Raw genomic sequence first — 26,010 nt, 5'->3', positions numbered from 1 at the left:
GGGCGGTCGTGCTCAGGCGCACCGCCGGTCCGGCCCTACGGACCCGCGACGGTGCGCCGACGTGCTGAGATCAGCGGGCCTTCTTCTTGCCCGCGATGGTCTTGCGCGGGCCCTTGCTCGAGCGCGCGTTCGTCTTGGTGCGCTGACCGTGCACCGGCAGGCCGCGGCGGTGCCGCAGACCCTGGTAGCAGCCGATCTCCACCTTGCGGCGGATGTCGGCGGCCACCTCACGGCGCAGGTCACCCTCGACGCGGAAGTGCTCGTCGATGTAGTCGCGCAGCTTGAGCAGGTCCTCGTCGGTCAGGTCCTTGGCGCGCAGGTCCGGGCTGACGCCCGTTGCGGCCAGGGTCGCCTTGGCCGAGGTCGGCCCGATCCCGTAGATGTAGGTGAGCGCGATCTCCATCCGCTTCTCGCGGGGAAGATCGACGCCAGCAAGTCGTGCCATTGTCAGGTACTCCCTCAGCCCTGGCGCTGCTTGTGCCGGGCGTTCTCGCAGATGACCATGACCCGGCCGTGCCGGCGGATCACCTTGCACTTGTCACAGATCTTCTTCACCGACGGCTGGACCTTCACCGGTGCCGCCCTCATTCCTGTAGATCGTGCGCCGACCCCCGGACCCACGTGGGGACCCGGACCGGCAGCGGGTTACTTGTAGCGGTAGACGATGCGGCCGCGCGTCAGGTCGTAGGGCGAGAGCTCCACGACCACGCGGTCCTCGGGCAGGATCCGGATGTAGTGCTGCCGCATCTTGCCGCTGATGTGGGCGAGCACCCGGTGCCCGTTCTGCAGTTCGACCCGGAACATCGCGTTGGGCAGCGGCTCGACGACACGACCCTCGACCTCGATGGCCCCGTCCTTCTTAGCCACGCCTACACGGCCTCCTCGTTCGATCGGATCTGCATGCGCCCATGCCGGAGCGACAGGGCGGTGGTGCGGGATTCCTTGCTGGCTGCACTCGACGTGTCGGGCACAGTAGAACGGGCGATCTCGCTGAGGGCGTCCATCGGCGTACGGCCACAGCACGACGACGGACGGCGCGAACGCCATCGGCCACTGTACTCCCCACAGCACCAGGGCTCCAACCCGGCCCAGGGTGACGGACCCCTCTCACCCCAGCGCCCTCCTGCGCGCGCTCGGAGCGCGTCCGGAGGGACCCGGTCAGGAGCGGGGCGTGACCCCGAACGGCGCGAGGCCGGCAACGCCGCCGTCCTCGGCCGTGAGGACCCAGGGGCCCTCGGGCGTGATGGCGACGCTGTGCTCGAAGTGCGCGGCCCGTGAGCCGTCCTTGGTGACCACGGTCCAGCCGTCGTCGAGCTCCACGGTGGCCGGGTCACCGATGGTGACCATCGGCTCGATGGCCAGCGCCAGGCCGGGGACGAGCTTGGGCCCACGCCCCGCACGCCCGTAGTTCAGCACGTGCGGGTCCTGGTGCATCTCCGTGCCGATGCCGTGACCGCCGTAGTGGTCGACGATCCCGTAGGGGTGCTCGTGCGCGGTGATCGACTCCTCCACCGCGTGGCTGATGTCGGTCAGCCGGCCGCCGGCGAGGGCCTTCGCCAGCCCTGCCCACATCGACCGCTCGGTGACCTCCAGCAGAGCCGCGTCCTCGGCGGACGGGGTCCCCACCGGGACCGTGATCGCCGAGTCGCTGTGCCAGCCCTGCAGGATGGCGCCACAGTCGATGGAGATGTTGTCGCCCTCGGCGAGCGTCCGGTCTGGGTTCGGGATGCCGTGCACCACCTCATCGTTGATCGACGCACAGATGGTGCCGGTGAAGCCGTGGTACCCGAGGAAGTTGGGCACGGCCCCGCACGACCGGATGTGGTCCTCGGCGATCGCGTCGAGCTCGCCGGTGGTCACGCCAGGACGCACGGCCGCGCGGACTGCCTTGAGGGCACCTGCAGTGACCAGTCCGGAGGCTCGCATGAGCTCGATCTCGTGTGCTGTCTTGATCTGGATCATGCGTCCACTCCACTTCGCCAGCAGGGGCAGCCTGGCCGTCCACGCCGCACTGCGGTCACCGTTCACCGGGACCTCGGGGACTCAGCGCCCGGACTCGTCGTCGGGGTCGTCGGCCAGCGCTTCCTCGGCACCGAGCGCCTCCAGGGCGCGCCGGGTGACCTCGTCGATCTCGCCGATGGCGTTGATCTGGCTGAGCAGCCCGACCTCTGCGTAGAACCCGGCCAGCGGCGCGGTCTGTTCCCGGTAGACCTCGAGACGGTGCCGCACGGTCTCCGGCTTGTCGTCGTCCCGCTGGACCCACTCGCCGTCCACCATCATCCGGCGGCCGGAGAGCCGGCGCACGAGCTCGTCCTCGTCGACGACGAGCTCCAGACACCTGTCCAGCGTGTGACCCATCTCCGCGAGCGAGTCACGCAACTGCTCGGCCTGGGCGATGGTGCGCGGGAAGCCGTCGAGTAGGAAGCCGGCCTTGGCGTCGGACTCGGCCAGGCGATCGGAGACCATCGCGACGGTGATCGCGTCGGGCACCAGGTCGCCGGCGTCCATGTAGGTCTTGGCCTGTCGACCCAGTTCGGTCTGGCCACTGACGTTGGCCCGGAAGATGTCGCCCGTCGAGATCGCGGGCACACCGAGGCGCTCGGCGATGATCTGGGCCTGGGTCCCCTTGCCAGCACCGGGAGGGCCCAGCAGCACGACGCGCACTAGCGGAGGAACCCTTCGTAGCTGCGCTGGTTCAACTGCGTCTCGATCTGCTTCACCGTCTCCAAGCCCACTCCCACCATGATCAGCACCGCGGTCCCGCCGAACGGGAAGTTCTGGTTCTGTCCCTCTTGGGTGATCGAGAGGAACAGGTTGGGCAACACTGCCACCAACCCGAGGTAGATGGACCCCGGCAGCGTGATCCGGGACAGCACGTACTGCAGGTACTCCGCAGTGGGCCGGCCGGGCCGGATGCCCGGGATGAAGCCGCCGTAGCGCTTCATGTCGTCGGCGCGCTCTTCGGGGTTGAACGTGATCGACACGTAGAAGTACGTGAAGAAGATGATCAGCCCGAAGTAGATGGCGATGTGCACCGGGCTGCTCTGGTTGATCACGTAGTTCTCGAAGAACCGGCGGACCGGGCCGCTCGAGTCGCTCTGCAGCTGGCTGAGCAGCTGCGGCAGGTACAGCAACGACGAGGCGAAGATGACCGGGATGACGCCGGCCTGGTTCACCTTCAGCGGCAGGTAGGTCGACGTGCCGCCGTACATCCGGCGCCCGACCATCCGCTTGGCGTACTGCACCGGGATCCGGCGCTGCGCCTGCTCGACGTAGACCACCGAGGCGATGACCACCAGGGCGAAGATGCAGACCACGGTGAAGATGAAGGCACCGCGGGTCTGGAGGATGGCGCCGCCCTCGGCGGGGATCCGGGCCGCGATCGAGGTGAAGATCAGCACGGACATGCCGTTGCCGATCCCCTTCTCCGTGAGGAGCTCGCCCAGCCACATGATCACGGCCGTACCGGCGGTCAGCGTGATGACGAGGATGACCGTCGTCCAGACCGAGTCCGACGGGATGATGTCCTGCGGGCAGTTGGGGAACAGCTGTCCGCTACGGGCCAGGGCGATGATCCCGGTGCTCTGCAGGACGGCGAGGGCGATCGTCAGGTAGCGGGTGTACTGGGTCAGCTTCGCCTGACCCGACTGCCCTTCCTTCTTCAGCTGCTCGAACCGCGGGATGACCACGACCAGCAGCTGGACGATGATGCTCGCGGTGATGTACGGCATGATGCCGAGCGCGAAGACCGACAGCCGGAGGAGCGCACCACCGGAGAACAGGTTGACCAGCGAGTAGACGTCCCGCTGGTCGGAGGCCGCAGCCAGGTCCAGACAGCTGTTGATCGCCTCGGTCGAGACCCCTGGCCCGGGGATGGCGGCACCGAGCCGGTAGACGGCGATCAGCGCCAGGGAGAACAGCAGCTTGCGCCGGAGATCTGGCGTCCGGAACGCCGCGGCGAACGCCTGCAGCACGTGCCCTCCCCGAGTAGGTCGTATGAGGCTATCAACGTCAGGCCGTGGCTCCGGCGACCCGCCCACCCGGAGGGGTGGACCCGGTCGCGCGGACGACGGTCAGGTGGCGCTCCGGCCGGCGGCCGGACAGACAAAAAGCCCCCCTGCGTCCCCCGCCGCGAGCGCGCTCACGGCGGGGGGCAGAGGGGTCCTTCGTCAGATCTGGGTGGTGCTGCCCCCGGCAGCGCCGATCTTCTCCTCGGCGGACTTGGAGAAGGCGTGCGCCTGCACGTCGACCTTCACCCCGCCGAGCTCGCCCGTGCCGAGGACCTTGACCGGCTGACCGCGACGGATGGCGCCGGCATCGGCCAGCGTCTCCGGGTCGATCGTGCCGCCCTGCGGGAACAGGGAGGCGATCCGGTCCAGGTTCACGACCTGGAAGACGACCTTGTTGTTGTTCTTGAAGCCCGAGAGCTTCGGCAGCCGCATGAAGAGGGGGGTCTGACCACCCTCGAAGCGGGCAGAGACCTGCACGCGAGCGCCGGAGCCCTTGGTGCCGCGGCCGGCCGTCTTGCCCTTGGAGCCCTCACCACGACCCACGCGGGTCTTCTTGGTGTGAGCGCCCGGGGCCGGACGCAGGTGGTGGACCTTGAGAGTCATGTCTGTATTCCTTCTCGCCCGAAGCTCAGACGATCTCTTCGACGGCGACCAGGTGCGGCACCGTCGCGACCATCCCGCGGATCTCGGGACGGTCCTCCTGGACGACCGAGTCGTTGATCCGCTTCAGCCCGAGCGAACGCAGCGTCTGGCGCTGGTTCGGCTTGGTGCCGATGGCCGACTTGACCTGGGTGACCTTCAGCTGAGCCATCTCAGACCCCCTGACCGGCCCGCGCACGCAGCATGGCGGCCGGGGCGACGTCCTCCAGGGGCAGGCCGCGGCGAGCCGCGATCTCCTCGGGGCGGACGAGGTCCTTCAGCGCCTGCATGGTCGCGTGGACGATGTTGATCGGGTTCGAGGACCCGAGGCTCTTGGACAGGATGTCGTGGATGCCGGCGCACTCGAGCACGGCGCGCACGGGACCACCGGCGATGACACCGGTACCAGGGCTGGCCGGCTTCAGCAGCACGACACCGGCAGCCGCCTCACCCTGCACCGGGTGCGGGATGGTGCTGGCGATGCGAGGCACCTTGTAGAAGTGCTTCTTGGCCTCCTCGACGCCCTTGGCGATCGCCGCGGGCACCTCCTTGGCCTTGCCGTAGCCGACACCCACGGTGCCGTTGCCGTCGCCCACGATCACCAGCGCGGTGAAGCTGAAGCGCCGACCGCCCTTGACGACCTTCGACACGCGGTTGATGGCCACCACGCGCTCGATGAACTGGCTCTTCTCGGCGGTACCGCCGCCGGGGCCGCGGCCGCCGTCACGGCGGTCACGACGGTCGTTGCCGCCGCCGGCACCGCCGGGGCCACCCGTCCCGCCGGCGCCACCGCCGCGTCGCTGTGGTCCTGGCATCAGACGTCCCTCTCGATCTGCTCAGTGGTGGTGCTCATCAGAAGTCCAGCCCGCCTTCGCGGGCACCGTCCGCGAGGGCGGCGATGCGCCCGGCGTACCGGTTGCCGCCGCGGTCGAAGACGACAGCGGCGATGCCGGCGGCCTTGGCGCGCTCGGCGACCAGGGCACCCACCTGCCGGGCGAGAGCGGACTTGTCGCCCTCCGCGCCCTTCAGGCTGGCGTCCATGGTCGACGCACTGGCCAGCGTACGGCCCACGGTGTCGTCGACGACCTGGACGTGGATGTGCCGGCTGCTGCGCTTGACGACCAGACGCGGGCGCTCCGGCGTGCCACCCACCCGCTTGCGCAGGCGGTTGTGCCGGCGCAGCCGCGAGACGCGACGCGCGGTGCTGACATCGGTGCCGACGGGCTTGTGCACCCGGACACCCTTCTCGGTCTTGGCTGCCTGTGCCATCACTTGCCCGTCTTCCCGACCTTGCGCTTGACGACCTCGCCCTGGTACCGCACGCCCTTGCCCTTGTACGGGTCGGGCTTGCGGATCTTGCGGATCTTGGCGGAGACCTCGCCGACCTGCTGCTTGTCGATGCCGCTCACCCGCAGGCGGGTGGGCGCCTCGACGGTGAAGGAGATCCCCTCGGGGGCCTTCACCTGCACCGGGTGGCTGAAGCCGAGGGCGAACTCGAGGTCCGACCCACGGGCCTGCACGCGGTAGCCGACGCCGACGATCTCCAGGGTCTTCTCGTACCCCTGGGTGACGCCGGTGATCATGTTGGCGATGAGCGAGCGGGACAGGCCGTGCAGGGCCCGGCTCTCGCGCTCGTCGTTGGGACGCTGCACCAGCAGCGCACCGTCCTCACCGTGCTCGACGGTGATGGGAGCTGCCACCGTGTGGCTGAGCTTCCCCTTCGGGCCTGAGACGTTGACCGTTCGCCCGTCGATGGCGACGTCAACCCCGCTCGGCACCGGAATCGGGAGTCGTCCGATCCGTGACATGTCTGCTCGCTCCTCTTACCAGACGTAGGCGAGGACTTCCCCACCCACGCCCTTCTTGTTCGCCTGCTTGTCGGTCAGCAGCCCGGTGGAGGTGGAGATGATCGCCACCCCGAGGCCGCCCAGGACCTTGGGCAGGGCAGTCGACTTCGCGTAGACACGCAGGCCGGGCTTGGACACCCGACGGACACCGGCGATGCTGCGCTCCCGGTTCGGGCCGTACTTGAGGGAGACCACGAGCTCCTTGCGGACGTGGCCTTCGACCTCGACGTCGTTGACGGTCCAGCCGCCGATGTAACCCTCCTGCTGGAGGATCGCGGCGACCTTCGTCTTGAGCTTCGACGACGGCATGGCCGCGGCGTCGTGGTACGCCTGGTTGGCGTTGCGGATCCGCGTGAGCATGTCCGCGATCGGGTCGGTCATCGTCATGGGTGCGTCGTGCCTCTCTCACCGCGGTTCCGCACGCTGTCGTGCGCGGGCCTCTCGGTGACGTGGGTGGTGCTCCGGGGCGGACCCGGGAGCGGGTGGCCCGCCCCGTGCGGGGCGGGCCGTACTGCGTCTGTTACCAGCTCGACTTGGTCACGCCGGGCAGCTCGCCCGCGTGCGCCATCTCCCGCAGGCAGATCCGGCACAGGCCGAACTTGCGGAAGACCGCGTGGGGCCGGCCGCACCGCTGGCATCGGGTGTAGCCGCGGACGGCGAACTTCGGCGTGCGAGCCGCCTTGTTGACAAGGGCCTTCTTGGCCATCTCTTGGTCTCCTACCTTCTACGCAGACCGCGTCAGCGGGTGGCGTTCACGACGGTCTGGCCGGCGAAGGGGAACCCGAGCAGCGACAGCAGCTCCCGGCCCTCCTCGTCGGTCGTGGCGGTGGTCACCAGGGTGATGTCCATGCCGCGGGGCCGGTCGATCTTGTCGACGTCGATCTCGCGGAACATCGACTGCTCGGTGAGACCGAACGTGTAGTTGCCGTGGCCGTCGAACTGCTTGGGGTTCAGGCCACGGAAGTCACGGATACGGGGCAGGGCCAGCGACAGCAGCCGGTCCAGGAACTCCCACATGCGGTCGCCGCGGAGGGTGACCTTCGCGCCGATCGGCATGCCCTCGCGCAGCTTGAACTGCGCGATGGACTTCCGGGCTCGCACGACGGCGGGCTTCTGGCCGGTGATGGCGGTGAGGTCGCGGACCGCGCCGTCCATCAGCTTGGCGTCACGGGTGGCCTCGCCGACGCCCATGTTGACCACGATCTTCACGAGACCGGGGATCTGCATGACGTTGGGGTAGCCGAACTCGGACTGGAGGGCCGGCGCGATCTCCTCGCGGTACCGGGCCAGCATGCGGGGCAGCTCACGGGTGGGTGCGCTCATGGTGATCAGAGGTCCTTACCGGTGCGCCGCGAGACCCGGATGTTGCGGCCTTCCTCGTCCTTGCGGTAACCGACCCGGGTCGGCTTGTCCTCGGAGTCGATCACCATCACGTTGCTCACGTGGATGGCGGCCTCCTGCGTGACGATCCCGCCCTGCTGGGCACCGCGCTGGGTGGTGCTGATCCGGGTGTGCTTCTTCACCCGGCCGATGCCCTCCACCAGGACCTTCTGGGTCCGGGGGAAGGCCGCGATGACGCGGCCCTTGGCACCCTTGTCCTTGCCGGCCAGGACGACGACCGAGTCGCCCTTCTTGACCTTCATCGACGGGGTCTTCCCGCTCGTCGGCTGAGCCATGGTCACAACACCTCCGGAGCGAGCGAGATGATCCGCATGAAGCGCTTGTCGCGCAGCTCACGGCCGACGGGGCCGAAGATGCGCGTGCCGCGCGGGTCGCCGCTGTCGCGGATGATCACCGCGGCGTTCTCGTCGAAGCGGATGTAGGAGCCGTCCGGACGACGACGCTCCTTGACCGTGCGGACGATGACGGCCTTGACCACATCGCCCTTCTTGACACCTGCGCCCGGCAGTGCGTCCTTGACGGTGGCGACGATGACGTCACCGATGCCCGCGTAGCGGCGCCCCGACCCGCCGAGCACACGGATGCACAAGATCTCCTTGGCCCCGGTGTTGTCGGCGACCCTGAGCCGCGACTCCTGCTGGATCACTTCCTGCTCCTGAATCTGAGTGGCGACAGCCGGACCGGATCGGTGAACCGGCTGTCCGGCACCCACGTGCGGACGCACCGGCAGCGAGCGCCGCCGGTGCGTCCGTGCACGGGTACCGGGATGTGGCGGGCTCCGAAGAGCGCGCCAGTCGTCCAGGGTACTCCCTGCTCACCGACCCCGAGAGGCCGGTTGTCGACTTCTTACTTGGCCTTCTCCACGACCGTCACCAGACGCCACCGCTTGGTGGCGGAGGTGGGGCGCGTCTCCATGATCTGCACCCGGTCGCCGATGCCGGCGGTGTTCTGCTCGTCGTGCGCCTTCAGCTTGCTGGTACGGCGCAGGACCTTGCCGTACAGCCCGTGCTTCACGCGGTCCTCGACCTCGACGACGATGGTCTTGTCCATCTTGTCGCTGACGACCAGGCCCTCACGGACCTTGCGGTAGCCACGCCCGGCCAGGCCGGGCCCGGTCGAGGTCTCGGCGGTGTTGGTGACCTCGCTCATGCGACACCCTCGTTCGGGGCGACCGAGAGACCCAGCTCGCGCTCGCGCATGATCGTGTAGATCCGGGCGATGTCGCGGCGGACGGTCTGCAGTCGCCGGTTGTTGTCCAGCTGGCCGGTGGCCACCTGGAACCGCAGGTTGAAGAGCTCTTCGCGCGACTCGCGCAGCCGGGTGGCCAGCTCGTCGGCGGACAGCTCGCGCAGCTCAGGCGCAGTGAGGCCGGCGGCCATCACACCTCTCCTTCGCGAGTGATGAAGCGGCACTTCATGGGGAGCTTGTGGATCGCGCGGCGCATGGCCTCGCGGGCCACCGGCTCGGCGACACCCGACAGCTCGAACATGATCCGACCGGGCTTGACGTTCGCCACCCACCACTCGGGCGAGCCCTTACCGGAACCCATGCGGGTCTCGGCCGGCTTCTTCGTCAGCGGGCGGTCGGGGTAGATCGAGATCCACACCTTGCCGCCACGCTTGATGTGACGCGTCATGGCGATACGAGCGGACTCGATCTGCCGGTTGGTCACGTACGCGGGCTCGAGAGCCTGGATCGCGAAGTCACCGAAGTTGATCGCGGTGCCGCCCTTGGCCCGCCCGGTGCGGTCGGGGTGGTGCTGCTTGCGGTGCTTGACCCGACGTGGGATGAGCACTGGTCAGCCCTCCGTGTTCTCGGCGCCGGCGGCCTTCGCGGCCGCGGTGCCCTCGGCACCGGCGGCCTCGCCGATGCTCTGCGCGGGAGCAGCCTCACCCGAGGCCACGGCGACGTCGCTGGTGGCGTCCGCGGGAGCCTCGGCCGGCTGCTCGGTGGAGACCGGGGCGTCAGCCGCAGCGCGGCCCGCCTCGGTGCCCCCGGCGGTGGTGCCGGACGAGCCGGACCGCCGCTGGGGACGCTGGGCGCGCTCACGGCGCTGCTGACGCTGCGCGAGGGCCTCGAGGGCCTCCCGCTCCGCGCGCGAACCGCTGGCGTCGCCCTTGTAGATCCAGACCTTCACACCGATGCGGCCGAAGGTGGTACGGGCCTCGTAGATGCCGTAGTCGATGTTCGCCCGGAGGGTGTGCAGCGGCACACGGCCCTCGCGGTAGAACTCCGAGCGGCTCATCTCGGTGCCGCCGAGGCGACCCGAGCACTGCACCCGGATGCCCTTGACCTGCGGGCTGCGCTGCGCGGACTGCATCGCCTTGCGCATGGCACGACGGAAGCTGACCCGGCTGGAGAGCTGCTCGGCGACACCCTGGGCGACCAGCTGCGCGTCGGACTCGGGGTTCTTCACCTCGAGGATGTTCAGCTGCACCTGCTTGCCGGTGAGCTTCTCCAGCTCACCGCGGATGCGGTCGGCCTCCGCACCACGGCGACCGATGACGATGCCCGGCCGGGCGGTGTGGATGTCCACTCGGACCCGGTCACGGGTGCGCTCGATCTCCACCTTCGAGATCCCGGCACGCTCCATGCCCTTGCCCATGAGCTTCCGGATGGCCACGTCTTCCTTGACGTAGTCGGCGTACAGCTTGTCCGCGTACCACCGGGACTTGTAGTCGGTGGTGATGCCGAGCCGGAACCCGTGCGGGTTGACCTTCTGACCCACTAGCGGGTCCCTCCCCTCGTGTTGCTCTTCTGCTGCTGGGTGGCCGGGCCGGACTGCCCGGTCTCCCGACGTGCCTTGCGCGACCGGAGGGCCAGCTCAGCGCTCGAGCTCACCTCGGTCACCTCGACGGTGATGTGGCTGGTCCGCTTGTTGATGCGGAACGCCCGGCCCTGCGCCCGCGGACGGATCCGCTTCAGCGTGGGGCCCTCGTCGACGAACGCGGCGCTGACGACGAGCGCAGCGGGGTCCAACTGCAGGTTGTGCTCGGCGTTGGCGACCGCGCTGGCGACGACCTTGGCCACCGGCTCGCTGGCGGTCTGCGGGGTGAAGCGCAGCAGTGCCAGTGCCTCGTCGGTCGGCAGGTAGCGGATCATGTCCACCACCCGGCGGGCCTTCATGGGGGTGACGCTGACGAACCGGGCCGTGGCCCGGGCGACCGGCGTCTCCTGTCCCAACTGGGAAGTCATCTGGGTCTCTTCTCTACCTGGTCGTCGCTCAGCCGCGCCGCGACCGGCGGTCGTCCTTGACGTGCCCACGGAAGGTGCGCGTGGGCGCGAACTCGCCGAGCTTGTGCCCGACCATCGCCTCGGTGACGAACACCGGGACGTGCTTGCGGCCGTCGTGCACGGCGATCGTGTGCCCGAGCATGTCGGGGATGATCGTCGAACGTCGCGACCAGGTGCGGATGACGTGCTTGGTGCCCTTGTCGTTCTGAGCGTCCACCTTGGCGAGCAGGTGGTCGTCGACGAACGGGCCCTTCTTGAGGCTGCGTGGCATGTCTGTCGGACTCCTCTACCCGCTCAGCGCTTCTTGTTGGTGCGCCGGCGGCGCACGATCAGGGCATCACTGGCCTTGCGCTTGCGCGTGCGGCCCTCCGGCTTGCCCTTCGGGTTGACCGGGTGCCGGCCACCGGAGGTCTTGCCCTCACCACCACCGTGCGGGTGGTCGACCGGGTTCATCGCGACACCGCGGACGGTCGGGCGCTTGCCCTTCCACCGCATCCGGCCGGCCTTGCCCCAGTTGATGTTCGACTGCTCGGCGTTGCCGACCTCGCCGATCGTGGCGCGGCACCGGACGTCGACGTTGCGGATCTCGCCCGAGGGCATCCGCAGCTGGGCGAAACGACCCTCACGGGCGACCAGCTGGACGCTGGTACCGGCCGAGCGGGCGATCTTCGCCCCGCCACCGGGCCGCAGCTCGATGGCGTGGATGACCGTGCCGACCGGGATGTTGCGCAGCGGCAGGTTGTTGCCCGGCTTGATGTCGGCCGCAGGGCCGCACTCGACCGTGTCGCCCTGCTTCAGCTTCGCCGGGGCGATGATGTAGCGCTTCTCCCCGTCGGCGAAGTGCAGCAGCGCGATGCGCGAGGTGCGGTTCGGGTCGTACTCGATGTGCGCGACCTTGGCCGGCACACCGTCCTTGTCGGCCCGGCGGAAGTCGATGAGGCGGTAGGCGCGCTTGTGCCCACCGCCCTGGTGACGAGCAGTCACACGACCGTGGACGTTGCGCCCGCCACGACCGTGCAGCGGTCGGACCAGCGACTTCTCGGGATGGTCGCGGGTGACCTCGGCGAAGTCGGCGACGGACGAGCCGCGGCGGCCCGGCGTCGTCGGCTTGTACTTACGGATGGCCATGGTTCCTCAGAGTCCCTGTCTGTTCTCTCTGGTCCGATCGGTGGTCACCGGCGCTCAGGCGCCGGGTCCACCGAAGAGCTCGATGCGGTCACCGGGGGCAACGGAGACGATGGCGCGCTTGGTGTCCTTGCGCTTCCCCATCACAGCGCCCTTGGAGCGCTTCCTCTTCCCCTGGCGGTTGATCGTGTTGACGGCGAGGACCTTCACGTTGAAGACCTGCTGCACAGCGATCTTGATCTGGGTCTTGTTGGCGTCGGGACGGACGATGAACGTGTACTTGTTCTCGTCCAGCAGCCCGTAGCTCTTCTCGGAGATGACCGGGGACAGCAGCACGTCCCGGGGGTCGCGGACGCTCATGCCTTCTCCTCGGACGTCTCGGTCGTGGTGGCCGGCGCGATCGAGGGCACGTCGCCGTCGATCTCGTGGGTCTCCAGGTCGGGGAGCTCGGCCGAGGAGGCCGCGCCCTTGCCGCCCCGGGCCGGGCCGGTGACGTACTCGGTCAGCGCGGTCTCGGTGAAGACGACCTCGTCGGACACCAGCACGTCGTAGGTGTTCAGCTGACCGGCCTCGATCAGGTGCACCCGCGGCACGTTGCGCAGGCTGACCCAGTTGAGGACGTCGTCGCGGTCGAGGACGACCAGCACGCGCTTGGCCGTGCTGATCGCGTCCAGGACCTTGAGCGCGGCCTTGGTCGACGGCGCGTCGCCGTCGACGAACGCGGAGACGACGTGCATGCGGCCGTCACGAGCCCGGTCGGAGAGGGCACCGCGCAGGGCGGCGGCCTTCATCTTCTTGGGCGTCTTCTGCTCGTAGTTCCGCGGCTGCGGACCGTGCGAGATGCCACCGCCGGTGAACTGCGGCGAACGCAGTGAACCTTGACGGGCCCGGCCGGTGCCCTTCTGGCGGTACGGCTTGGCGCCGGTGCCGCTGACCTGGGCGCGGGTCTTGGTCGAGTGCGTGCCCTGGCGGGCCGCGGCCAGCTGGGCCACGACGACCTGGTGCAGCAGCGAGACGTTGGCCGGGGCGTCGAACAGCTCGCCGGGCAGCGTCACGCTGCCCGAGGTCTCCCCCGCCGGCGTCCGGACGTCGACCTGACGGTCGGTCCGGGTCGCGCTGGACTCTGCAGAAGTCGGTGCGGTCACTTCGCGTCACTCCCCACGGGGCCGCCCTTGACCGCGGACCGGACGAGCAGGAGCCCGCCGCGGGGGCCGGGGACGGCGCCCTTGATCAGGACCAGGCCCTTCTCGGTGTCCACCTGGTGGACCTTCAGCGAGAGCGTGGTCGTGGTGACCGCGCCCATGCGCCCGGCCATGCGGACGCCCTTGAAGACGCGACCCGGGGTCGAGGCCCCGCCGATCGAGCCCGGGGCGCGGTGCTTGCGGTGGGTGCCGTGGCCGGCGCCGAGGCCCTTGAAGCCGTGACGCTTCATGACGCCGGCGGTGCCCTTGCCCTTGCTGGTGCCGATGACGTCGACCTTGGCCACGTCGGAGAAGACCTCTGCGGTCAGCTCCTGACCGACCGAGTAGTCGGCGGCGTCCTCGGTGCGCAGCTCGACCAGGTGCCGACGCGGGGTGACGCCCGCCTTGGCGAAGTGCCCGCCCTCGGGCTTGTTCACCTTGCGGGGGTCGATCGCGCCGAAACCGAGCTGGACGGCGGAGTAGCCGTCCTTCTCGGGGGTGCGCACCTGGGTGACCACGCACGGGCCCGCCTTGATGACGGTCACCGGCACGATGCGGTTGTTCTCGTCGAAGACCTGGGTCATCCCCAGCTTCTCGCCGAGGAGACCACGGAATGTGCTCGCCATGTCTGGGACAGCCCTTACTGGATGTTGACGTCGACCGAGGCCGGCAGGTCGATGCGCATCAGCGCGTCGACCGTCTTCGGCGTCGGGTCGAGGATGTCGATGAGCCGCTTGTGCGTACGCATCTCGAAGTGCTCGCGCGAGTCCTTGTACTTGTGCGGCGAGCGGATGACGCAGTACACGTTCTTCTCCGTCGGCAGCGGCACCGGGCCGACGACGCGCGCTCCGGTCTTCGTCACCGTGTCCACGATGCGCCGAGCCGAGGCATCGATGGCCTCGTGGTCGTAGGCCTTCAGCCGGATGCGGATCTTCTGTCCCGCCATCGGTTGTCTTCGCTCCTGCCGATCGGTTGTGAAAGTACAAGTGGGTCTGCTGACCCTGGGTCGGTGTCCCGACCCGGCTGACGGGCGGCGGCCGTTCCGGCCGCCGCCCGTCAGGGTGTCACTGGTTGATCTTGACGACCCGGCCGGCGCCGACGGTGCGGCCACCCTCGCGGATGGCGAAGCGCAGGCCCTCCTCCATGGCGATCGGCTGGATCAGCTCGACCGACATCTCGGTGTTGTCGCCGGGCATGACCATCTCGGTGCCCGCAGGCAGCGTGACGACGCCGGTGACGTCCGTGGTCCGGAAGTAGAACTGCGGACGGTAGTTGTTGAAGAACGGCGTGTGCCGGCCACCCTCGTCCTTCGAGAGGATGTAGACCGAGCCCTCGAAGTTCGTGTGCGGGGTGATGGAACCCGGCTTCACGACGACCTGGCCACGCTCGACGTCCTCGCGCTTGATGCCGCGCAGCAGCAGGCCGACGTTGTCACCAGCCTGGCCCTGGTCGAGCAGCTTGCGGAACATCTCGACGCCGGTGACGGTCGTCTTGGTCGAGTTCGGGCGGATGCCGACGATCTCGATCTCCTCGGAGACCTTGACGATGCCGCGCTCGACGCGGCCGGTGACGACCGTGCCACGACCGGTGATCGTGAAGACGTCCTCGACGGGCATGAGGAACGGCTTGTCGATCTCACGCTCGGGCTCCGGGATCGCCGTGTCGACGGCGTTCATGAGCTCCATGAGCTTGTCGCCCCACTCGGCGTCGCCCTCGAGGGCCTTCAGTGCCGAGACGCGGACCACGGGGACGTCGTCACCCGGGAACTCGTACTCGGACAGCAGCTCGCGGACCTCCAGCTCGACGAGCTCGAGGATCTCCTCGTCGTCGACCATGTCGGCCTTGTTCAGCGCCACCACGATGTAGGGGACACCGACCTGGCGGGCCAGGAGCACGTGCTCCTTGGTCTGCGGCATCGGGCCGTCGGTGGCGGCGACCACCAGGATCGCGCCGTCCATCTGGGCCGCACCGGTGATCATGTTCTTGATGTAGTCGGCGTGCCCGGGGCAGTCGACGTGCGCGTAGTGCCGGTTCTCGGTCTGGTACTCGACGTGGGCGATCGAGATCGTGATGCCGCGAGCCTTCTCCTCGGGCGCCTTGTCGATCATGTCGAACGCGGACGCCTCGTTGAGGTTCGGGAACTTGTCGTGCAGCACCTTGGTGATCGCCGCGGTCAGCGTCGTCTTGCCGTGGTCGATGTGCCCGATGGTGCCGATGTTGACGTGCGGCTTGGTCCGCTCGAACTTGGCCTTGGCCACTGGGTTCCTCTCGTCGATTCTTCGCAGTCGTTCGCGTGTCTGGGGTGCGAGCTCACGCTCGCGGTGGCCGGCGGGTGGACCGCCGTCCGGTTACTCGCCGGTCGCCTTGGCGATGATCTCCTTGGCGACGTTGGCCGGGACCTCGGCGTAGGTGTCGAACACCATGGTGTAGCTCGCCCGCCCCTGAGTGCGGCTGCGCAGGTCGCCCACGTAGCCGAACATCTCCGACAGCGGCACCAGGGCCCGGACGACGCGAGCGCCGGAACGCTCCTCCATCGCCTGGATGGTCCCGCGGCGGGAGTTCAGGTCGCCGATGACGTCGCCCATGTTCTCTTCCGGGGTGACGACCTCGACCGCCATCATCGGCTCCAGCAGGGCCGGGCTGGCCTTGCGGGCGGCCTCCTTGAAGGCGATCGATCCGGCGATCTTGAAGGCCATCTCCGAGGAGTCGACCTCGTGGTACTGGCCGTCCAGGAGCGACGCCTTGACGCCGACCATGGGGTAGCCGGCGAGGATGCCGTACTGCATGGCGTCCTGCATGCCGGCGTCGACCGACGGGATGTACTCCCGCGGGATGCGGCCACCCGTGACCTTGTTCTCGAACTCGTAGGTCGCCGAGTCGCCGCTCATCTCCAGCGGCTCGAGGGCGATCTGCACCTTCGCGAACTGGCCGGAGCCACCCGTCTGCTTCTTGTGCGTGTAGTCGTAGCGCTCGACGGTCTTGCGGATCGTCTCGCGGTAGGCCACCTGCGGCTTGCCGACGTTGGCCTCGACGTTGAACTCACGCCGCATGCGGTCGACCAGGATCTCCAGGTGCAGCTCACCCATGCCGGAGATGACCGTCTGACCGGTCTCCTCGTCGAGGCGGACCTGGAACGTCGGGTCCTCCTCGGCCAGCTTCTGGATGGCCGTGCCCAGCTTCTCCTGGTCACTCTTCGTCTTCGGCTCGATGGCGACCGAGATGACCGGCGCCGGGAAGGTCATCGACTCGAGGATGACCGGCTTCTGCGGGTCGCAGAGCGTGTCACCCGTCGTGGTCTGCTTCATGCCGTTGACGGCGACGATCTCACCGGCACCCACGCCCTGACGCTCTTCGCGCTTGTTGGCGTGCATCTGGTAGATCTTGCCGACCCGCTCCTTGCGGTCCTTGGTGCTGTTGAGCACCGGGGAACCCGCGTCGAGCTTGCCGGAGTAGACCCGGATGTAGGTGAGCTTGCCGAGGTGCTGGTCCGTCTGGATCTTGAAGGCCAGCGCGGAGAAGGGCTCGTTCTCGTCGGCGTGCCGCAGGACCTCGGTCTCACCGTCGAGCGCGGTGCCGACGATCGCCTCGACGTCCAGCGGGCTGGGCAGGTAGTCGACGACCGCGTCGAGCAGGGGCTGCACGCCCTTGTTCTTGAAGGCCGTGCCGGTCAGGACCGGGTTCACCTGGCCGGCGATCGTGGCCTTGCGGATGGCCGCCTTGAGCCGGTCGGCGGCGATCTCCTCGCCGGCGAGGTAGTCCTCCATGAGCGAGTCGTCGAAGTCCGCGATGTTCTCGAGGAGCTTCTCGCGGTACTCCGCGGCCTGGTCGGCCAGCTCGGCGGGGATGTCCTCGATGGCGTAGTCCTCGCCCATCTTGGTCTCACCGCGCCAGGTCAGGGCCTTCATCTGGACCAGGTCGACGACGCCGATGAAGTCGGCCTCGGCACCGATCGGCAGCTGCAGCACCAGCGCGTTGGCGTTGAGCCGCTCCACCATCATGTCGACGCAACGGAAGAAGTCGGCGCCGGTGCGGTCGAGCTTGTTGACGAAGCACATGCGCGGGACGCTGTACTTCTCGGCCTGACGCCAGACCTGCTCGGTCTGCGGCTCCACGCCGGCGACACCGTCGTAGACGGCGACCGCACCGTCGAGCACCCGCAGGGACCGCTCCACCTCGACGGTGAAGTCGACGTGACCCGGGGTGTCGATGATGTTGATGTCGTGGTCGTTCCAGGAGCACTTCGTCGCGGCGGACGTGATGGTGATGCCGCGCTCCTGCTCCTGCTCCATCCAGTCCATCGTGGCCGCGCCGTCGTGGACTTCACCGATCTTGTAGTTGATACCGGTGTAGAAGAGGATCCGCTCGGTCGTCGTCGTCTTGCCGGCGTCGATGTGCGCCATGATCCCGATGTTGCGGGTCTTGGCGAGTTGGGCCTCGTTCTGGGCCATTCCCTTACTCCTCTTCCTTCTCGTCCGTGCGCGGTGTCCGGGGGTCGCCCGGTTCCACCGCGGGCAGCGGCTGCTGATGGACTGGCGTCACCAGCGGTAGTGCGCGAAGGCCTTGTTCGACTCGGCCATCTTGTGCGTGTCCTCGCGGCGCTTGACCGCGGCACCGAGGCCGTTGCTGGCGTCCAGCAGCTCGTTCATGAGGCGCTCGGTCATCGTCTTCTCGCGACGCGCCCGGCTGTACTGGATGAGCCAGCGCAGGCCGAGGGTCGTGCTGCGGGAGGGGCGGACCTCGATCGGCACCTGGTAGGTCGCACCACCGACGCGGCGGCTGCGCACCTCGAGAGCCGGCTTCACGTTGTCCAGCGCGCGCTTGAGCGTGACGACCGGGTCGGTGTCGTTCTTCGCCCGGACGCCCTCGAGGGCGCCGTAGACGATCGCCTCGGCGACAGAGCGCTTGCCGTCGACGAGCACCTTGTTCACCAGCTGGGTGACCAGCGGCGACTGGTACACCGGGTCGGCGATGAGCGGACGCTTCGGCGCGGGGCCCTTGCGCGGCATTAGCTCTTCTCCTTCTTCGCGCCGTACCGGCTGCGAGCCTGCTTGCGGCCGCGGACACCCTGGGTGTCCAGCGAGCCACGGATGATCTTGTAGCGGACGCCGGGGAGGTCCTTCACCCGGCCGCCGCGCACGAGCACCATCGAGTGCTCCTGCAGGTTGTGGCCGACGCCCGGGATGTAGGCGGTCACCTCGACACCGCTGGTGAGGCGCACGCGAGCGACCTTGCGCAGCGCCGAGTTCGGCTTCTTCGGCGTCGTCGTGTAGACGCGCGTGCACACGCCGCGGCGCTGAGGGGATCCCTTCAACGCCGGGGTCTTGGTCTTCTCGACCTTGTCCTCGCGGCCCTTGCGGACCAGCTGCTGGATCGTGGGCATGGGTGGCCTGGATCTCCTGCCTGCGCTGGGTCGTGCTGTGGATGTGGTGCACTGCGTGTGGTGTGCCCGGTGGCCCGGCCCTCTAGAGTCTGCCCGCGACCCACCCTCCGACCCCCGCGCTCGGGCGTGTCGCCCTTCGCGAGAACCGGCCAGTTGATCGAACCGGACTCGTCGCCCCTCGCGATCCGGCGCCGGCCACACCACCTTGCAGTGGACCCCGTCGGTGACGGGAGTGGCCCCTGACATCCGGTCGATCCGAAGACCGATGGACGCCCAGGTGCACCGCTTACGGGAGCAGGCCCAGTCATCCTGGGCACAGCTGACCACAGTACCCGGCCCTGCCGGACCGGTCAAAGCCGGGTCGACATGTGGGCTGCGCACCGGTTCAGCCGGTCCGTCCTGCACCAACTGCCGTTGCCTCGGGCATGTTCCCGGGCGCTGCGCGCAGCTGCCCGAGGGGTCGTGCGGGGAACGTACCGGAAGCGGACGGCGGCGGGCAGGGGTCCTGGCGCGCGTCGTCGTCCGTCGTCACGTCGCTTCTGTCGGACTCCCGCCCTACGGTCGGTGGCGACCCGCTCACGTCCCGCACCTCGTTGGTGGTGCGCCTGCCGCTCGGAGGTACGCCGTGCTCCCCGACAACGCCCGCGAACTCAAGGCCCGACTGTCCAAGCGGCTGAGTGAGGTACCGCCGTCCAGCGTCGCGGCCAGCTCCGTCGACGGTCCTTCCCGGTGGAGCGGGGTGGCCCTGGGGCTGACCCCGGTCGCCAGAGGTCAGGTGCACCTGGCGATCCGGCTGATCGAGCAGACCGACGCCGACCTCGTGCTGGGCGGGCTGGACGCAGGCGCCCGGGACGAGGTGGACGTCCGGGTCATCGGGCCGGTCCGACCGCTGACGTCCCCCACCCCCGATGAGCTCCGGCGGCGGGGGCGTCCGTTGCGGCCCGGGGCGTCCATCGGCCATCGCGACGTCACCGCCGGCACCCTCGGGGGATTCGTCCGGCGCCGCGGCACGGACGATCTGCTCGTGCTCAGCAACAACCACGTGCTGGCCAACAGCGACGCGGGCAGGGCGGGCGACCCGGTGTTCCAGCCGGGTGTCGCGGACGGGGGTCTGGACACCGACCGGATCGGCAGTCTGGCTGCCTTCATCCGGTTCCGCCTCGAGCCGGGGAACCTGGTCGACGCCGCGGTCGCCGCCCTGGACCCCGACATGACGGCGAACCCCGCCGGCTACCCCGGCGGCCCGCTCTCCGCCGTGGTCGCCGCCGCGGACGACACCGACCCCGACGAGCTGGTGGAGAAGGTGGGGCGCACGACGGGCCACACCCACGGGCGGATCACCGCCGTCGAGGTCGACGGAGTCGGGGTGCAGTTCGACGATGCCGTGCACACCTTCGACGACCAGGTGGAGATCGAGGGCGTCAGCGGGGGGTTCAGCGCCGGGGGCGACAGCGGGTCGGTGATCTGGCGAAGCCGCGACCGCGCGCCGCTGGGGCTGCTGTTCGCCGGGTCGACCACGGGCGGCAGCGCCGGTGGCGGCGTCACCTTCGCCAACCCGCTGGCCACGGTGCTGCGCGAGCTCGACGTGGAGTGGTTCGCGGGCTGAGCGACCCCGGAAGGAGGGCCTCGGCCGGCGTTGCCCTGTCCTGATCCGGCGCCGGGGGGCACCATGGGGGCATGACCGACCGCGCCTCAGCCCGCGCAGCCAAGGACGCGCTGGCCTCCCGCTTCGCCGCCGACCCCGGCGTCGCCGCGGTCGGGCTGGCGCGGCAGGCCGCCGACTACGTCGTCCGGGTCGACCTGACCGAGGCGGGCGCCGGCGCCCGCGTGCCGGCCGACGTCGACGGCGTACGGGTCGTCACGCACGTGATCGGCACCGTCCGCGCCCTCTGAGCGCCCCGGGGGCCCACTCCCCCGCCGGGCCGTTACCGTCGGCGGCAGTGGCACCGACGAGGGTGCCACGGACGCCGAGGAGGGCGCGTGCGCATCGGGATCCAGGCCAGCTACGCCGGTGACTTCAAGCAGACCGCGGACGAGATCCGTGACCTGGAGTCCGCCGGGCTCGACGTCGCGATGTGCGCGGAGGTGTACACCTTCGACGCGGTCAGCCAGCTGGGCTACCTGGCAGCCGTGACCGACCGGGTCGAGTTGATGAGCGGCATCCTGCCCATCTACAGCCGTACGCCGGCGCTGATCGCGATGACCGCGGCCGGTCTGGACTTCGTCTCCGGCGGGAGGTTCACCCTCGGGCTGGGCGCCTCCGGGCCGCAGGTCATCGAGGGCTGGCACGGGCTGCCCTATGACGCACCCTTGCAGCGGACCCGCGAGATCATCGAGATCTGCCGCCAGGTGTGGCGCCGCGAGCGGCTGGAGCACGACGGCAAGAAGTACCAGGTGCCGCTCCCGGCCGACCAGGGCACCGGCCTCGGCAAGCCGCTGAAGCTCATCAACACCCCGGTGCGGCCGCAGATCCCGGTGCTGCTCGCCGCGCTCGGGCCGAAGAACGTGGAGCTCGCCGCCGAGATCGCGGAGAAGTGGGAGCCGATCTTCTTCCACCCGGAGCGTGCTGCCGACGTCTGGGGCGCCTCGCTCGAGGCGGGCAAGGCCAAGCGGGACCCGTCGCTCGGTGAGCTCGACGTCGTCGTCGGCGTCCCGGTGGCGATCGGCGAGGACGTCGAGCACCTGGTGGAGGCGGTGCGGCCGGGGATCGCGTTGTACGTCGGCGGCATGGGCGCCAAGGGCAAGAACTTCTACAACGACCTGGCCCGCCGGTACGGCTACGAGGCCGAGGCGGAGGCGATCCAGGAGCTGTACCTGGCCGGGCGCAAGGACGAGGCGGCCGCCGCCGTCCCGGAGGACCTCGTGCGCGCGACCTCGCTGATCGGGCCGGAGTCCTACGTGGCCGAACGGATCGCCGCGTTCGCCGCGGCCGGGGTGACCACGATCAACCTGCAGCCCCTCGACGACAGTCGCGAGGGCCGGCTCCGCACCGTCGAGACGATGCGCCGCCTGGCGGGCTGACGCCGGCGGGGCCGGGGGTGACCCGGCCCCTTGCGTCACGTGACGCCCGGCGAGATGCAGAAGGGCCCCGGGAGCTCGCGCTCCCGGGGCCCTTCTGTCACTCACTCAGCGCGTCAGCGCCAGTCGTACTCCTCGAGCCGGACGGCCTCGCCCGTGCCCTGACCGAAGACGTCCGGGCTGTAGTACTGCCCGTCGTCGTACCCGGCCATGGTGTAGACGGCGGCGCGCGCCTCCTCGGTGGGCTCGACCGTGATGTTCCGGTAGCGGCTGATGCCGGTACCGGCCGGGATCAGCTTCCCGATGATCACGTTCTCCTTGAGCCCGAGCAGGCTGTCGCTCTTCCCCTGGATGGCGGCGTCGGTGAGCACCTTGGTCGTCTCCTGGAAGGAGGCGGCCGACAGCCACGACTCCGTCGCCAGCGACGCCTTGGTGATCCCCATCAGCACCGGACGGGCCGAGGCGGGCTCGCCGCCCTCGGCGACCACCCGACGGTTCTCCGTCTCGAACAGGGTCCGCTCGACCAGCGCACCGGGCAGGAACTCCGTCGCGCCCGAGTCGATGATGGTCACCCGCTTCAGCATCTGGCGGATGATCACCTCGATGTGCTTGTCGTGGATCGACACACCCTGGCTGCGGTAGACCTCCTGGACCTCGCGCACCAGGTGCAGCTGCACCTCGCGCGGGCCCATGATCCGCAGCACCTCGTGCGGGTCGACGGCACCCTCGGTCAGCTGCTCGCCGACCTCGACGTGCCCGCCGTCCTCGACCCGCAGCCGCGAGCGACGCGACAGCTTGTCGTAGACGACCTCTTCGGAGCCGTCGTCCGGGGTGATGGTGAGCTTGCGGAACTGGTCGCCGTCCTCGATCCGGACGTTGCCGGCCAGCTCGGCGATCGGGGCCTTGCCCTTGGGGACACGGGCCTCGAAGAGCTCGACCACACGCGGCAGACCGTGCGTGATGTCCGCGCCCGCCACACCACCGGTGTGGAAGGTGCGCATCGTCAGCTGCGTGCCGGGCTCGCCGATCGACTGGGCGGCGATGATCCCGACCGCCTCGCCGACGTCCACGAGCTTGCCCGACGCCAGCGACCGGCCGTAGCAGGTGGCGCAGGTGCCCAGCAGCGACTCGCAGGTGAGCACGCAGCGCACCTTGACCTCGGAGACCCCGGCGTCGACCAGCTGAGCGATCAGCACGTCGCCCAGGTCGGCCCCGGCCGGGGCGATCTGGGTGCCGTCGGCAGCGACCACGTCAGCGGCCAGTGCACGGGCGTAGACGCTGGTCTCCACGTGGGCGTCGCGGATGACCGCGCCGTCCACCACGGTGCCGATCGGCATGAGGACGCCGCGCTCGGTGCCGCAGTCCTCCTCGCGGATGATGACGTCCTGCGAGACGTCCACCAGCCGGCGGGTGAGGTACCCGGAGTCGGCGGTGCGCAGCGCGGTGTCGGCCAGGCCCTTGCGGGCACCGTGCGTGGAGATGAAGTACTCCAGCACGGACAGACCCTCCCGGAAGTTGGCCTTGATCGGCCGCGGGATGATCTCGCCCTTCGGGTTGGCCACCAGGCCACGCATGCCGGCGATCTGGCTGATCTGCATCATGTTGCCGCGAGCGCCGGAGTTGACCATGACCCAGACCGGGTTGGTGGTCGGGAAGTTGTCGACCATCGCCTGGCTGACCTCGGCGCGGGCCCGCGTCCAGATCTCGATGAGCTCCGAACGACGCTCGGCGTCGGTGATGACGCCGCGCTCGTACTGACGCTCGATCTTGCGGGCCTCGTCCTCGTGCCGCTCCAGGATCGCGGCCTTCACCGGCGGGGTGACGACGTCGTCGATCGCGATCGTCACGCCCGAGCGGGTCGCCCAGCGGAAACCGGCCGACTTGAGGGCGTCCAGCGTTGCCGCCACCTGCACCTTCGGGTAGCGCTCGGCGAGGTCGTTGACGATCGCGCCCAGCGCCTTCTTCGGCACCTGGTAGTTGACGAACCGGTAGTCCTCCGGCAGGGCCTCGTTGAAGAGGACCCGGCCCAGGCTGGTGGAGACGATGGCCGGCTGACCGGGCTCCCAGCCCTCGGGAGCCTCCCACGGGTCGTTCGGGCCGCTGTCGACGCCGAAGACCTCGTCGAGGCGGATGAGGACCCGCTCCTGCAGCCCGAGCACGCCCTTGTCGAAGGCCATGACCGCCTCGGCCGTCGTCGAGTACGACCTGGGCCGCTCGCCCTCGGGCACCTCGACCGACCCGGAGAGAGAGGTCAGGTGGTAGAGGCCCAGCACCATGTCCTGGGTCGGCGCGGTGATCGGACGACCATCGGCCGGGCTCAGGATGTTGTTGCTGGAGAGCATGAGGATGCGGGCCTCGGCCTGCGCCTCGGCCGACAGCGGCAGGTGCACCGCCATCTGGTCACCGTCGAAGTCCGCGTTGAACGCGGTGCAGACGAGCGGGTGGATCTGGATGGCCTTGCCCTCGACCAACTGGGGCTCGAAGGCCTGGATGCCCAGACGGTGCAGCGTCGGCGCCCGGTTCAGCAGCACCGGGTGCTCGGTGATGACCTCTTCCAGGACGTCCCACACGACCGGCCGCGCGCGCTCCACCATCCGCTTGGCGGACTTGATGTTCTGCGCGTGGTTGAGGTCGACCAGCCGCTTCATCACGAAGGGCTTGAACAGCTCCAGCGCCATCTGCTTGGGCAGACCGCACTGGTGCAGCTTGAGCTGGGGGCCGACGACGATGACCGAACGGCCGGAGTAGTCGACGCGCTTGCCCAGCAGGTTCTGCCGGAACCGGCCCTGCTTGCCCTTGAGCAGGTCGCTCAGGGACTTCAGCGGACGGTTGCCCGGGCCGGTGACGGGACGGCCACGACGACCGTTGTCGAACAGCGCGTCCACGGACTCCTGGAGCATCCGCTTCTCGTTGTTGACGATGATCTCCGGCGCGCCCAGGTCGAGCAGTCGCTTGAGCCGGTTGTTCCGGTTGATCACCCGTCGGTACAGGTCGTTCATGTCGCTGGTCGCGAAGCGGCCACCGTCCAGCTGCACCATCGGGCGCAGGTCCGGCGGGATCACCGGCACGCAGTCCAGGACCATGCCCATGGGCGAGTTCTGGGTCTGCTGGAACGCGGCGACGACCTTCAGCCGCTTGAGCGCCCGCAGCTTGCGCTGGCCCTTGCCGCTGCGGATGGTCTCGCGCAGCGAGACGGCCTCGGCGTCGAGGTCGAAGCCGGCGAGCAGCTTCTGCAGCGCCGCGGCGCCCATGCCGCCCTCGAAGTACTCACCGAAGCGGTCGCGCAGCTCGCGGTAGAGGCCCTCGTCGGCGATGAGCTGCTTGACCTCGAGCTTGCGGAAGGTGTCCATCACCTCGTCGAGGCGGTCGATCTCCCGCTGGGCCCGGTCGCGCAGCTGGCGCATCTCGCGCTCGCCGCCCTCGCGCACCTTGCGGCGCACGTCGGACTTGGCGCCCTCGGCCTCCAACTCGGCGAGGTCGGCCTCCAGCTTCTGCTGGCGCGCCTCCACGTCGGCGTCGCGGCGACCCTCGAGGTTGGACTTCTCCGCGCTGATCTCGGCCTCGACGGTCGGCAGGTCGCGGTGACGCGCCTCGTCGTCGACGGTGGTGATCATGTACGCAGCGAAGTAGATGATCTTCTCGAGGTCCTTGGGCGCCAGGTCGAGCAGGTAGCCCAGGCGCGAGGGGACGCCCTTGAAGAACCAGATGTGGGTGACCGGCGCGGCCAGCTCGATGTGGCCCATCCGCTCACGACGCACCTTGGCGCGAGTGACCTCGACGCCGCAGCGCTCGCAGATGATGCCCTTGAAGCGGACCCGCTTGTACTTCCCGCAGTAGCACTCCCAGTCCCGGGTGGGACCGAAGATCTTCTCGCAGAACAGACCGTCCTTCTCCGGACGGAGAGTGCGGTAGTTGATGGTCTCGGGCTTCTTCACCTCGCCGTGTGACCACTGGCGGATGTCGTCACCGCTGGCCAGACCGATGCGCAGTTCGTCGAAGAAGTTGACGTCGAGCACTCGATGTACCCCTTTCCGGGGCTAGTTCTTCGCTTCTAATCGATGAGGGTGTGGGGCCGGCCGGCCCTGACTCGGTCAGGGCTGATCGTGGAGGGCCTGTTCTGGCTGGCCATCGTCGGCCTGCTCTTCTTCGTCGCCACCGCGGTCCTCGGCACGTCC

Annotated in this window: 35 protein-coding genes; 3 read left to right on the top strand and 32 right to left on the bottom strand. The window is 69.2% G+C overall.

The annotated features are described in order from the left end of the window. Positions 1-70: 70 nt before the first annotated feature. The 31 genes from rpsM to rpsL all read right to left on the bottom strand — a co-directional run bounded on the left by rpsM (position 71) and on the right by rpsL (position 18,817). The gene (gene rpsM, locus O2W15_RS12215) at positions 71-445 is read right to left on the bottom strand and encodes a 30S ribosomal protein S13 (protein WP_036334299.1); all 375 of its coding nucleotides are present in this window, start codon (positions 443-445) and stop codon (positions 71-73) included. 14 nt (positions 446-459) lie between these two features. Further along, positions 460-573, bottom strand: a complete 114-nt coding sequence (gene rpmJ, locus O2W15_RS12210) for a 50S ribosomal protein L36 (protein WP_014742835.1) — start codon at positions 571-573, stop codon at positions 460-462. Between the two features lie 72 nt (positions 574-645). Continuing rightward, positions 646-867, bottom strand: a complete 222-nt coding sequence (gene infA, locus O2W15_RS12205; RefSeq protein WP_012950459.1) for a translation initiation factor IF-1 — start codon at positions 865-867, stop codon at positions 646-648. Positions 868-1,158: 291 nt separating this feature from the next. Next, the gene (map, locus tag O2W15_RS12200) at positions 1,159-1,962 is read right to left on the bottom strand and encodes a type I methionyl aminopeptidase (RefSeq protein WP_269162940.1); all 804 of its coding nucleotides are present in this window, start codon (positions 1,960-1,962) and stop codon (positions 1,159-1,161) included. Between the two features lie 81 nt (positions 1,963-2,043). After that, complete coding sequence (locus O2W15_RS12195) at positions 2,044-2,664, bottom strand: adenylate kinase (protein ID WP_269179612.1); 621 nt, start codon at positions 2,662-2,664, stop codon at positions 2,044-2,046. Further along, entirely contained in the window at positions 2,664-3,974 is a 1,311-nt protein-coding gene (gene secY / locus O2W15_RS12190) for a preprotein translocase subunit SecY (RefSeq protein WP_269162938.1), read from the bottom strand. Before secY ends, O2W15_RS12195 begins: the two co-directional genes overlap by 1 nt. Positions 3,975-4,169: 195 nt before the next feature. Then, on the bottom strand, positions 4,170-4,613 hold the full coding sequence (rplO, locus tag O2W15_RS12185; protein WP_036334296.1) for a 50S ribosomal protein L15: 444 nt from the start codon (positions 4,611-4,613) through the stop codon (positions 4,170-4,172). A gap of 25 nt (positions 4,614-4,638) precedes the next feature. Then, positions 4,639-4,821, bottom strand: a complete 183-nt coding sequence (gene rpmD / locus O2W15_RS12180) for a 50S ribosomal protein L30 (protein WP_164699904.1) — start codon at positions 4,819-4,821, stop codon at positions 4,639-4,641. A gap of 1 nt (position 4,822) precedes the next feature. Continuing rightward, entirely contained in the window at positions 4,823-5,464 is a 642-nt protein-coding gene (gene rpsE / locus O2W15_RS12175; protein WP_036334292.1) for a 30S ribosomal protein S5, read from the bottom strand. Positions 5,465-5,501: 37 nt separating this feature from the next. Further along, positions 5,502-5,918 carry a 50S ribosomal protein L18 gene (rplR, locus tag O2W15_RS12170; RefSeq protein ID WP_081975217.1) on the bottom strand — a complete coding sequence of 139 codons (417 nt, stop codon included), beginning with the start codon at positions 5,916-5,918 and terminating at the stop codon, positions 5,502-5,504. Next, positions 5,918-6,457, bottom strand: a complete 540-nt coding sequence (gene rplF / locus O2W15_RS12165) for a 50S ribosomal protein L6 (protein WP_269162937.1) — start codon at positions 6,455-6,457, stop codon at positions 5,918-5,920. Before rplF ends, rplR begins: the two co-directional genes overlap by 1 nt. Before the next feature lie 15 nt (positions 6,458-6,472). Then, positions 6,473-6,883 carry a 30S ribosomal protein S8 gene (rpsH, locus tag O2W15_RS12160; protein ID WP_036334288.1) on the bottom strand — a complete coding sequence of 137 codons (411 nt, stop codon included), beginning with the start codon at positions 6,881-6,883 and terminating at the stop codon, positions 6,473-6,475. Positions 6,884-7,016: 133 nt separating this feature from the next. Further along, positions 7,017-7,202, bottom strand: coding sequence for a type Z 30S ribosomal protein S14 (locus O2W15_RS12155; RefSeq protein ID WP_036334286.1), 186 nt, complete (start codon positions 7,200-7,202; stop codon positions 7,017-7,019). 32 nt (positions 7,203-7,234) lie between these two features. After that, the gene (gene rplE, locus O2W15_RS12150; RefSeq protein WP_036334284.1) at positions 7,235-7,819 is read right to left on the bottom strand and encodes a 50S ribosomal protein L5; all 585 of its coding nucleotides are present in this window, start codon (positions 7,817-7,819) and stop codon (positions 7,235-7,237) included. Positions 7,820-7,824: 5 nt separating this feature from the next. Continuing rightward, positions 7,825-8,172, bottom strand: a complete 348-nt coding sequence (gene rplX / locus O2W15_RS12145; protein WP_442928849.1) for a 50S ribosomal protein L24 — start codon at positions 8,170-8,172, stop codon at positions 7,825-7,827. 2 nt (positions 8,173-8,174) lie between these two features. Beyond that, entirely contained in the window at positions 8,175-8,543 is a 369-nt protein-coding gene (gene rplN, locus O2W15_RS12140; RefSeq protein WP_026844850.1) for a 50S ribosomal protein L14, read from the bottom strand. A 200-nt stretch (positions 8,544-8,743) separates the two neighbouring features. Beyond that, entirely contained in the window at positions 8,744-9,046 is a 303-nt protein-coding gene (rpsQ, locus tag O2W15_RS12135) for a 30S ribosomal protein S17 (RefSeq protein WP_269162936.1), read from the bottom strand. After that, positions 9,043-9,276, bottom strand: coding sequence for a 50S ribosomal protein L29 (gene rpmC, locus O2W15_RS12130; protein ID WP_014742850.1), 234 nt, complete (start codon positions 9,274-9,276; stop codon positions 9,043-9,045). The genes rpsQ and rpmC overlap by 4 nt, the downstream gene beginning before the upstream one ends. After that, entirely contained in the window at positions 9,276-9,692 is a 417-nt protein-coding gene (gene rplP / locus O2W15_RS12125) for a 50S ribosomal protein L16 (protein WP_014742851.1), read from the bottom strand. The genes rpmC and rplP overlap by 1 nt, the downstream gene beginning before the upstream one ends. A gap of 3 nt (positions 9,693-9,695) precedes the next feature. Further along, positions 9,696-10,625: a 30S ribosomal protein S3 gene (gene rpsC, locus O2W15_RS12120; RefSeq protein WP_269179611.1), complete on the bottom strand. Its 930-nt coding sequence runs from the start codon at positions 10,623-10,625 to the stop codon at positions 9,696-9,698. After that, entirely contained in the window at positions 10,625-11,092 is a 468-nt protein-coding gene (gene rplV, locus O2W15_RS12115) for a 50S ribosomal protein L22 (protein WP_164699905.1), read from the bottom strand. Before rplV ends, rpsC begins: the two co-directional genes overlap by 1 nt. Before the next feature lie 28 nt (positions 11,093-11,120). Further along, entirely contained in the window at positions 11,121-11,402 is a 282-nt protein-coding gene (rpsS, locus tag O2W15_RS12110; protein WP_269179610.1) for a 30S ribosomal protein S19, read from the bottom strand. Between the two features lie 23 nt (positions 11,403-11,425). Beyond that, the gene (rplB, locus tag O2W15_RS12105; protein WP_036334274.1) at positions 11,426-12,259 is read right to left on the bottom strand and encodes a 50S ribosomal protein L2; all 834 of its coding nucleotides are present in this window, start codon (positions 12,257-12,259) and stop codon (positions 11,426-11,428) included. A gap of 54 nt (positions 12,260-12,313) precedes the next feature. Then, positions 12,314-12,616, bottom strand: coding sequence for a 50S ribosomal protein L23 (gene rplW, locus O2W15_RS12100; protein WP_014742856.1), 303 nt, complete (start codon positions 12,614-12,616; stop codon positions 12,314-12,316). Then, positions 12,613-13,401, bottom strand: a complete 789-nt coding sequence (rplD, locus tag O2W15_RS12095) for a 50S ribosomal protein L4 (RefSeq protein WP_269179609.1) — start codon at positions 13,399-13,401, stop codon at positions 12,613-12,615. The genes rplW and rplD overlap by 4 nt, the downstream gene beginning before the upstream one ends. Then, positions 13,398-14,063 (bottom strand): 50S ribosomal protein L3, encoded by a 666-nt coding sequence (rplC, locus tag O2W15_RS12090; protein ID WP_036334270.1) that lies wholly within the window; start codon positions 14,061-14,063, stop codon positions 13,398-13,400. The genes rplD and rplC overlap by 4 nt, the downstream gene beginning before the upstream one ends. A 14-nt stretch (positions 14,064-14,077) precedes the next feature. Then, complete coding sequence (gene rpsJ, locus O2W15_RS12085) at positions 14,078-14,383, bottom strand: 30S ribosomal protein S10 (protein WP_014742859.1); 306 nt, start codon at positions 14,381-14,383, stop codon at positions 14,078-14,080. Positions 14,384-14,501: 118 nt separating this feature from the next. After that, complete coding sequence (gene tuf, locus O2W15_RS12080; protein WP_036334269.1) at positions 14,502-15,695, bottom strand: elongation factor Tu; 1,194 nt, start codon at positions 15,693-15,695, stop codon at positions 14,502-14,504. 90 nt (positions 15,696-15,785) lie between these two features. Then, positions 15,786-17,885 (bottom strand): elongation factor G, encoded by a 2,100-nt coding sequence (gene fusA / locus O2W15_RS12075; RefSeq protein WP_269162932.1) that lies wholly within the window; start codon positions 17,883-17,885, stop codon positions 15,786-15,788. 87 nt (positions 17,886-17,972) lie between these two features. After that, positions 17,973-18,443 (bottom strand): 30S ribosomal protein S7, encoded by a 471-nt coding sequence (gene rpsG / locus O2W15_RS12070; RefSeq protein ID WP_036334267.1) that lies wholly within the window; start codon positions 18,441-18,443, stop codon positions 17,973-17,975. After that, the gene (rpsL, locus tag O2W15_RS12065) at positions 18,443-18,817 is read right to left on the bottom strand and encodes a 30S ribosomal protein S12 (protein WP_036334266.1); all 375 of its coding nucleotides are present in this window, start codon (positions 18,815-18,817) and stop codon (positions 18,443-18,445) included. The genes rpsG and rpsL overlap by 1 nt, the downstream gene beginning before the upstream one ends. A gap of 625 nt (positions 18,818-19,442) precedes the next feature. Between rpsL and O2W15_RS12060 the strand changes: the two genes are divergently transcribed. From O2W15_RS12060 to O2W15_RS12050, 3 genes are all read left to right on the top strand, one after another. Beyond that, positions 19,443-20,423, top strand: coding sequence for a hypothetical protein (locus O2W15_RS12060; protein ID WP_269179608.1), 981 nt, complete (start codon positions 19,443-19,445; stop codon positions 20,421-20,423). Positions 20,424-20,494: 71 nt separating this feature from the next. Continuing rightward, a complete protein-coding gene (locus O2W15_RS12055) occupies positions 20,495-20,710 on the top strand; it encodes a hypothetical protein (RefSeq protein ID WP_269162930.1) in 216 nt (71 codons plus the stop codon). An 87-nt stretch (positions 20,711-20,797) separates the two neighbouring features. Next, positions 20,798-21,838 (top strand): LLM class F420-dependent oxidoreductase, encoded by a 1,041-nt coding sequence (locus tag O2W15_RS12050; protein WP_164699909.1) that lies wholly within the window; start codon positions 20,798-20,800, stop codon positions 21,836-21,838. A gap of 113 nt (positions 21,839-21,951) precedes the next feature. Here the strand turns inward: O2W15_RS12050 and O2W15_RS12045 are convergent, their stop codons facing one another. Further along, the gene (locus O2W15_RS12045) at positions 21,952-25,851 is read right to left on the bottom strand and encodes a DNA-directed RNA polymerase subunit beta' (protein ID WP_269162928.1); all 3,900 of its coding nucleotides are present in this window, start codon (positions 25,849-25,851) and stop codon (positions 21,952-21,954) included. Positions 25,852-26,010: the final 159 nt, after the last annotated feature.

The organism is Modestobacter sp. VKM Ac-2979 (genome assembly GCF_026967995.1).
GTDB lineage: Bacteria > Actinomycetota > Actinomycetes > Mycobacteriales > Geodermatophilaceae > Modestobacter.
Note: the sequence above shows the minus strand (reverse complement) of the source record. Positions and strands in the feature narration are given on the sequence as shown.

Excerpts from the sequence above, each read along its gene's own strand:
- rpsM (WP_036334299.1), bottom strand. The coding sequence starts at position 445 with ATGGCACGACTTGCTGGCGTCGATCTTCCCCGCGAGAAGCGGATGGAG.
- map (WP_269162940.1), bottom strand. The coding sequence starts at position 1,962 with ATGATCCAGATCAAGACAGCACACGAGATCGAGCTCATGCGAGCCTCC.
- rplO (WP_036334296.1), bottom strand. The coding sequence starts at position 4,613 with ATGACTCTCAAGGTCCACCACCTGCGTCCGGCCCCGGGCGCTCACACC.
- rpmD (WP_164699904.1), bottom strand. The coding sequence starts at position 4,821 with ATGGCTCAGCTGAAGGTCACCCAGGTCAAGTCGGCCATCGGCACCAAG.
- rpsE (WP_036334292.1), bottom strand. The coding sequence starts at position 5,464 with ATGCCAGGACCACAGCGACGCGGCGGTGGCGCCGGCGGGACGGGTGGC.
- rplR (WP_081975217.1), bottom strand. The coding sequence starts at position 5,918 with ATGGCACAGGCAGCCAAGACCGAGAAGGGTGTCCGGGTGCACAAGCCC.
- rplF (WP_269162937.1), bottom strand. The coding sequence starts at position 6,457 with ATGTCACGGATCGGACGACTCCCGATTCCGGTGCCGAGCGGGGTTGAC.
- rpsH (WP_036334288.1), bottom strand. The coding sequence starts at position 6,883 with ATGACGATGACCGACCCGATCGCGGACATGCTCACGCGGATCCGCAAC.
- O2W15_RS12155 (WP_036334286.1), bottom strand. The coding sequence starts at position 7,202 with ATGGCCAAGAAGGCCCTTGTCAACAAGGCGGCTCGCACGCCGAAGTTC.
- rplE (WP_036334284.1), bottom strand. The coding sequence starts at position 7,819 with ATGAGCGCACCCACCCGTGAGCTGCCCCGCATGCTGGCCCGGTACCGC.
- rplX (WP_442928849.1), bottom strand. The coding sequence starts at position 8,172 with ATGGCTCAGCCGACGAGCGGGAAGACCCCGTCGATGAAGGTCAAGAAG.
- rpsQ (WP_269162936.1), bottom strand. The coding sequence starts at position 9,046 with ATGAGCGAGGTCACCAACACCGCCGAGACCTCGACCGGGCCCGGCCTG.
- rpmC (WP_014742850.1), bottom strand. The coding sequence starts at position 9,276 with ATGGCCGCCGGCCTCACTGCGCCTGAGCTGCGCGAGCTGTCCGCCGAC.
- rplV (WP_164699905.1), bottom strand. The coding sequence starts at position 11,092 with ATGACTTCCCAGTTGGGACAGGAGACGCCGGTCGCCCGGGCCACGGCC.
- rpsS (WP_269179610.1), bottom strand. The coding sequence starts at position 11,402 with ATGCCACGCAGCCTCAAGAAGGGCCCGTTCGTCGACGACCACCTGCTC.
- rplB (WP_036334274.1), bottom strand. The coding sequence starts at position 12,259 with ATGGCCATCCGTAAGTACAAGCCGACGACGCCGGGCCGCCGCGGCTCG.
- rplW (WP_014742856.1), bottom strand. The coding sequence starts at position 12,616 with ATGAGCGTCCGCGACCCCCGGGACGTGCTGCTGTCCCCGGTCATCTCC.
- rplC (WP_036334270.1), bottom strand. The coding sequence starts at position 14,063 with ATGGCGAGCACATTCCGTGGTCTCCTCGGCGAGAAGCTGGGGATGACC.
- rpsJ (WP_014742859.1), bottom strand. The coding sequence starts at position 14,383 with ATGGCGGGACAGAAGATCCGCATCCGGCTGAAGGCCTACGACCACGAG.
- fusA (WP_269162932.1), bottom strand. The coding sequence starts at position 17,885 with ATGGCCCAGAACGAGGCCCAACTCGCCAAGACCCGCAACATCGGGATC.
- rpsG (WP_036334267.1), bottom strand. The coding sequence starts at position 18,443 with ATGCCGCGCAAGGGCCCCGCGCCGAAGCGTCCGCTCATCGCCGACCCG.
- rpsL (WP_036334266.1), bottom strand. The coding sequence starts at position 18,817 with ATGCCCACGATCCAGCAGCTGGTCCGCAAGGGCCGCGAGGACAAGGTC.
- O2W15_RS12055 (WP_269162930.1), top strand. The coding sequence starts at position 20,495 with ATGACCGACCGCGCCTCAGCCCGCGCAGCCAAGGACGCGCTGGCCTCC.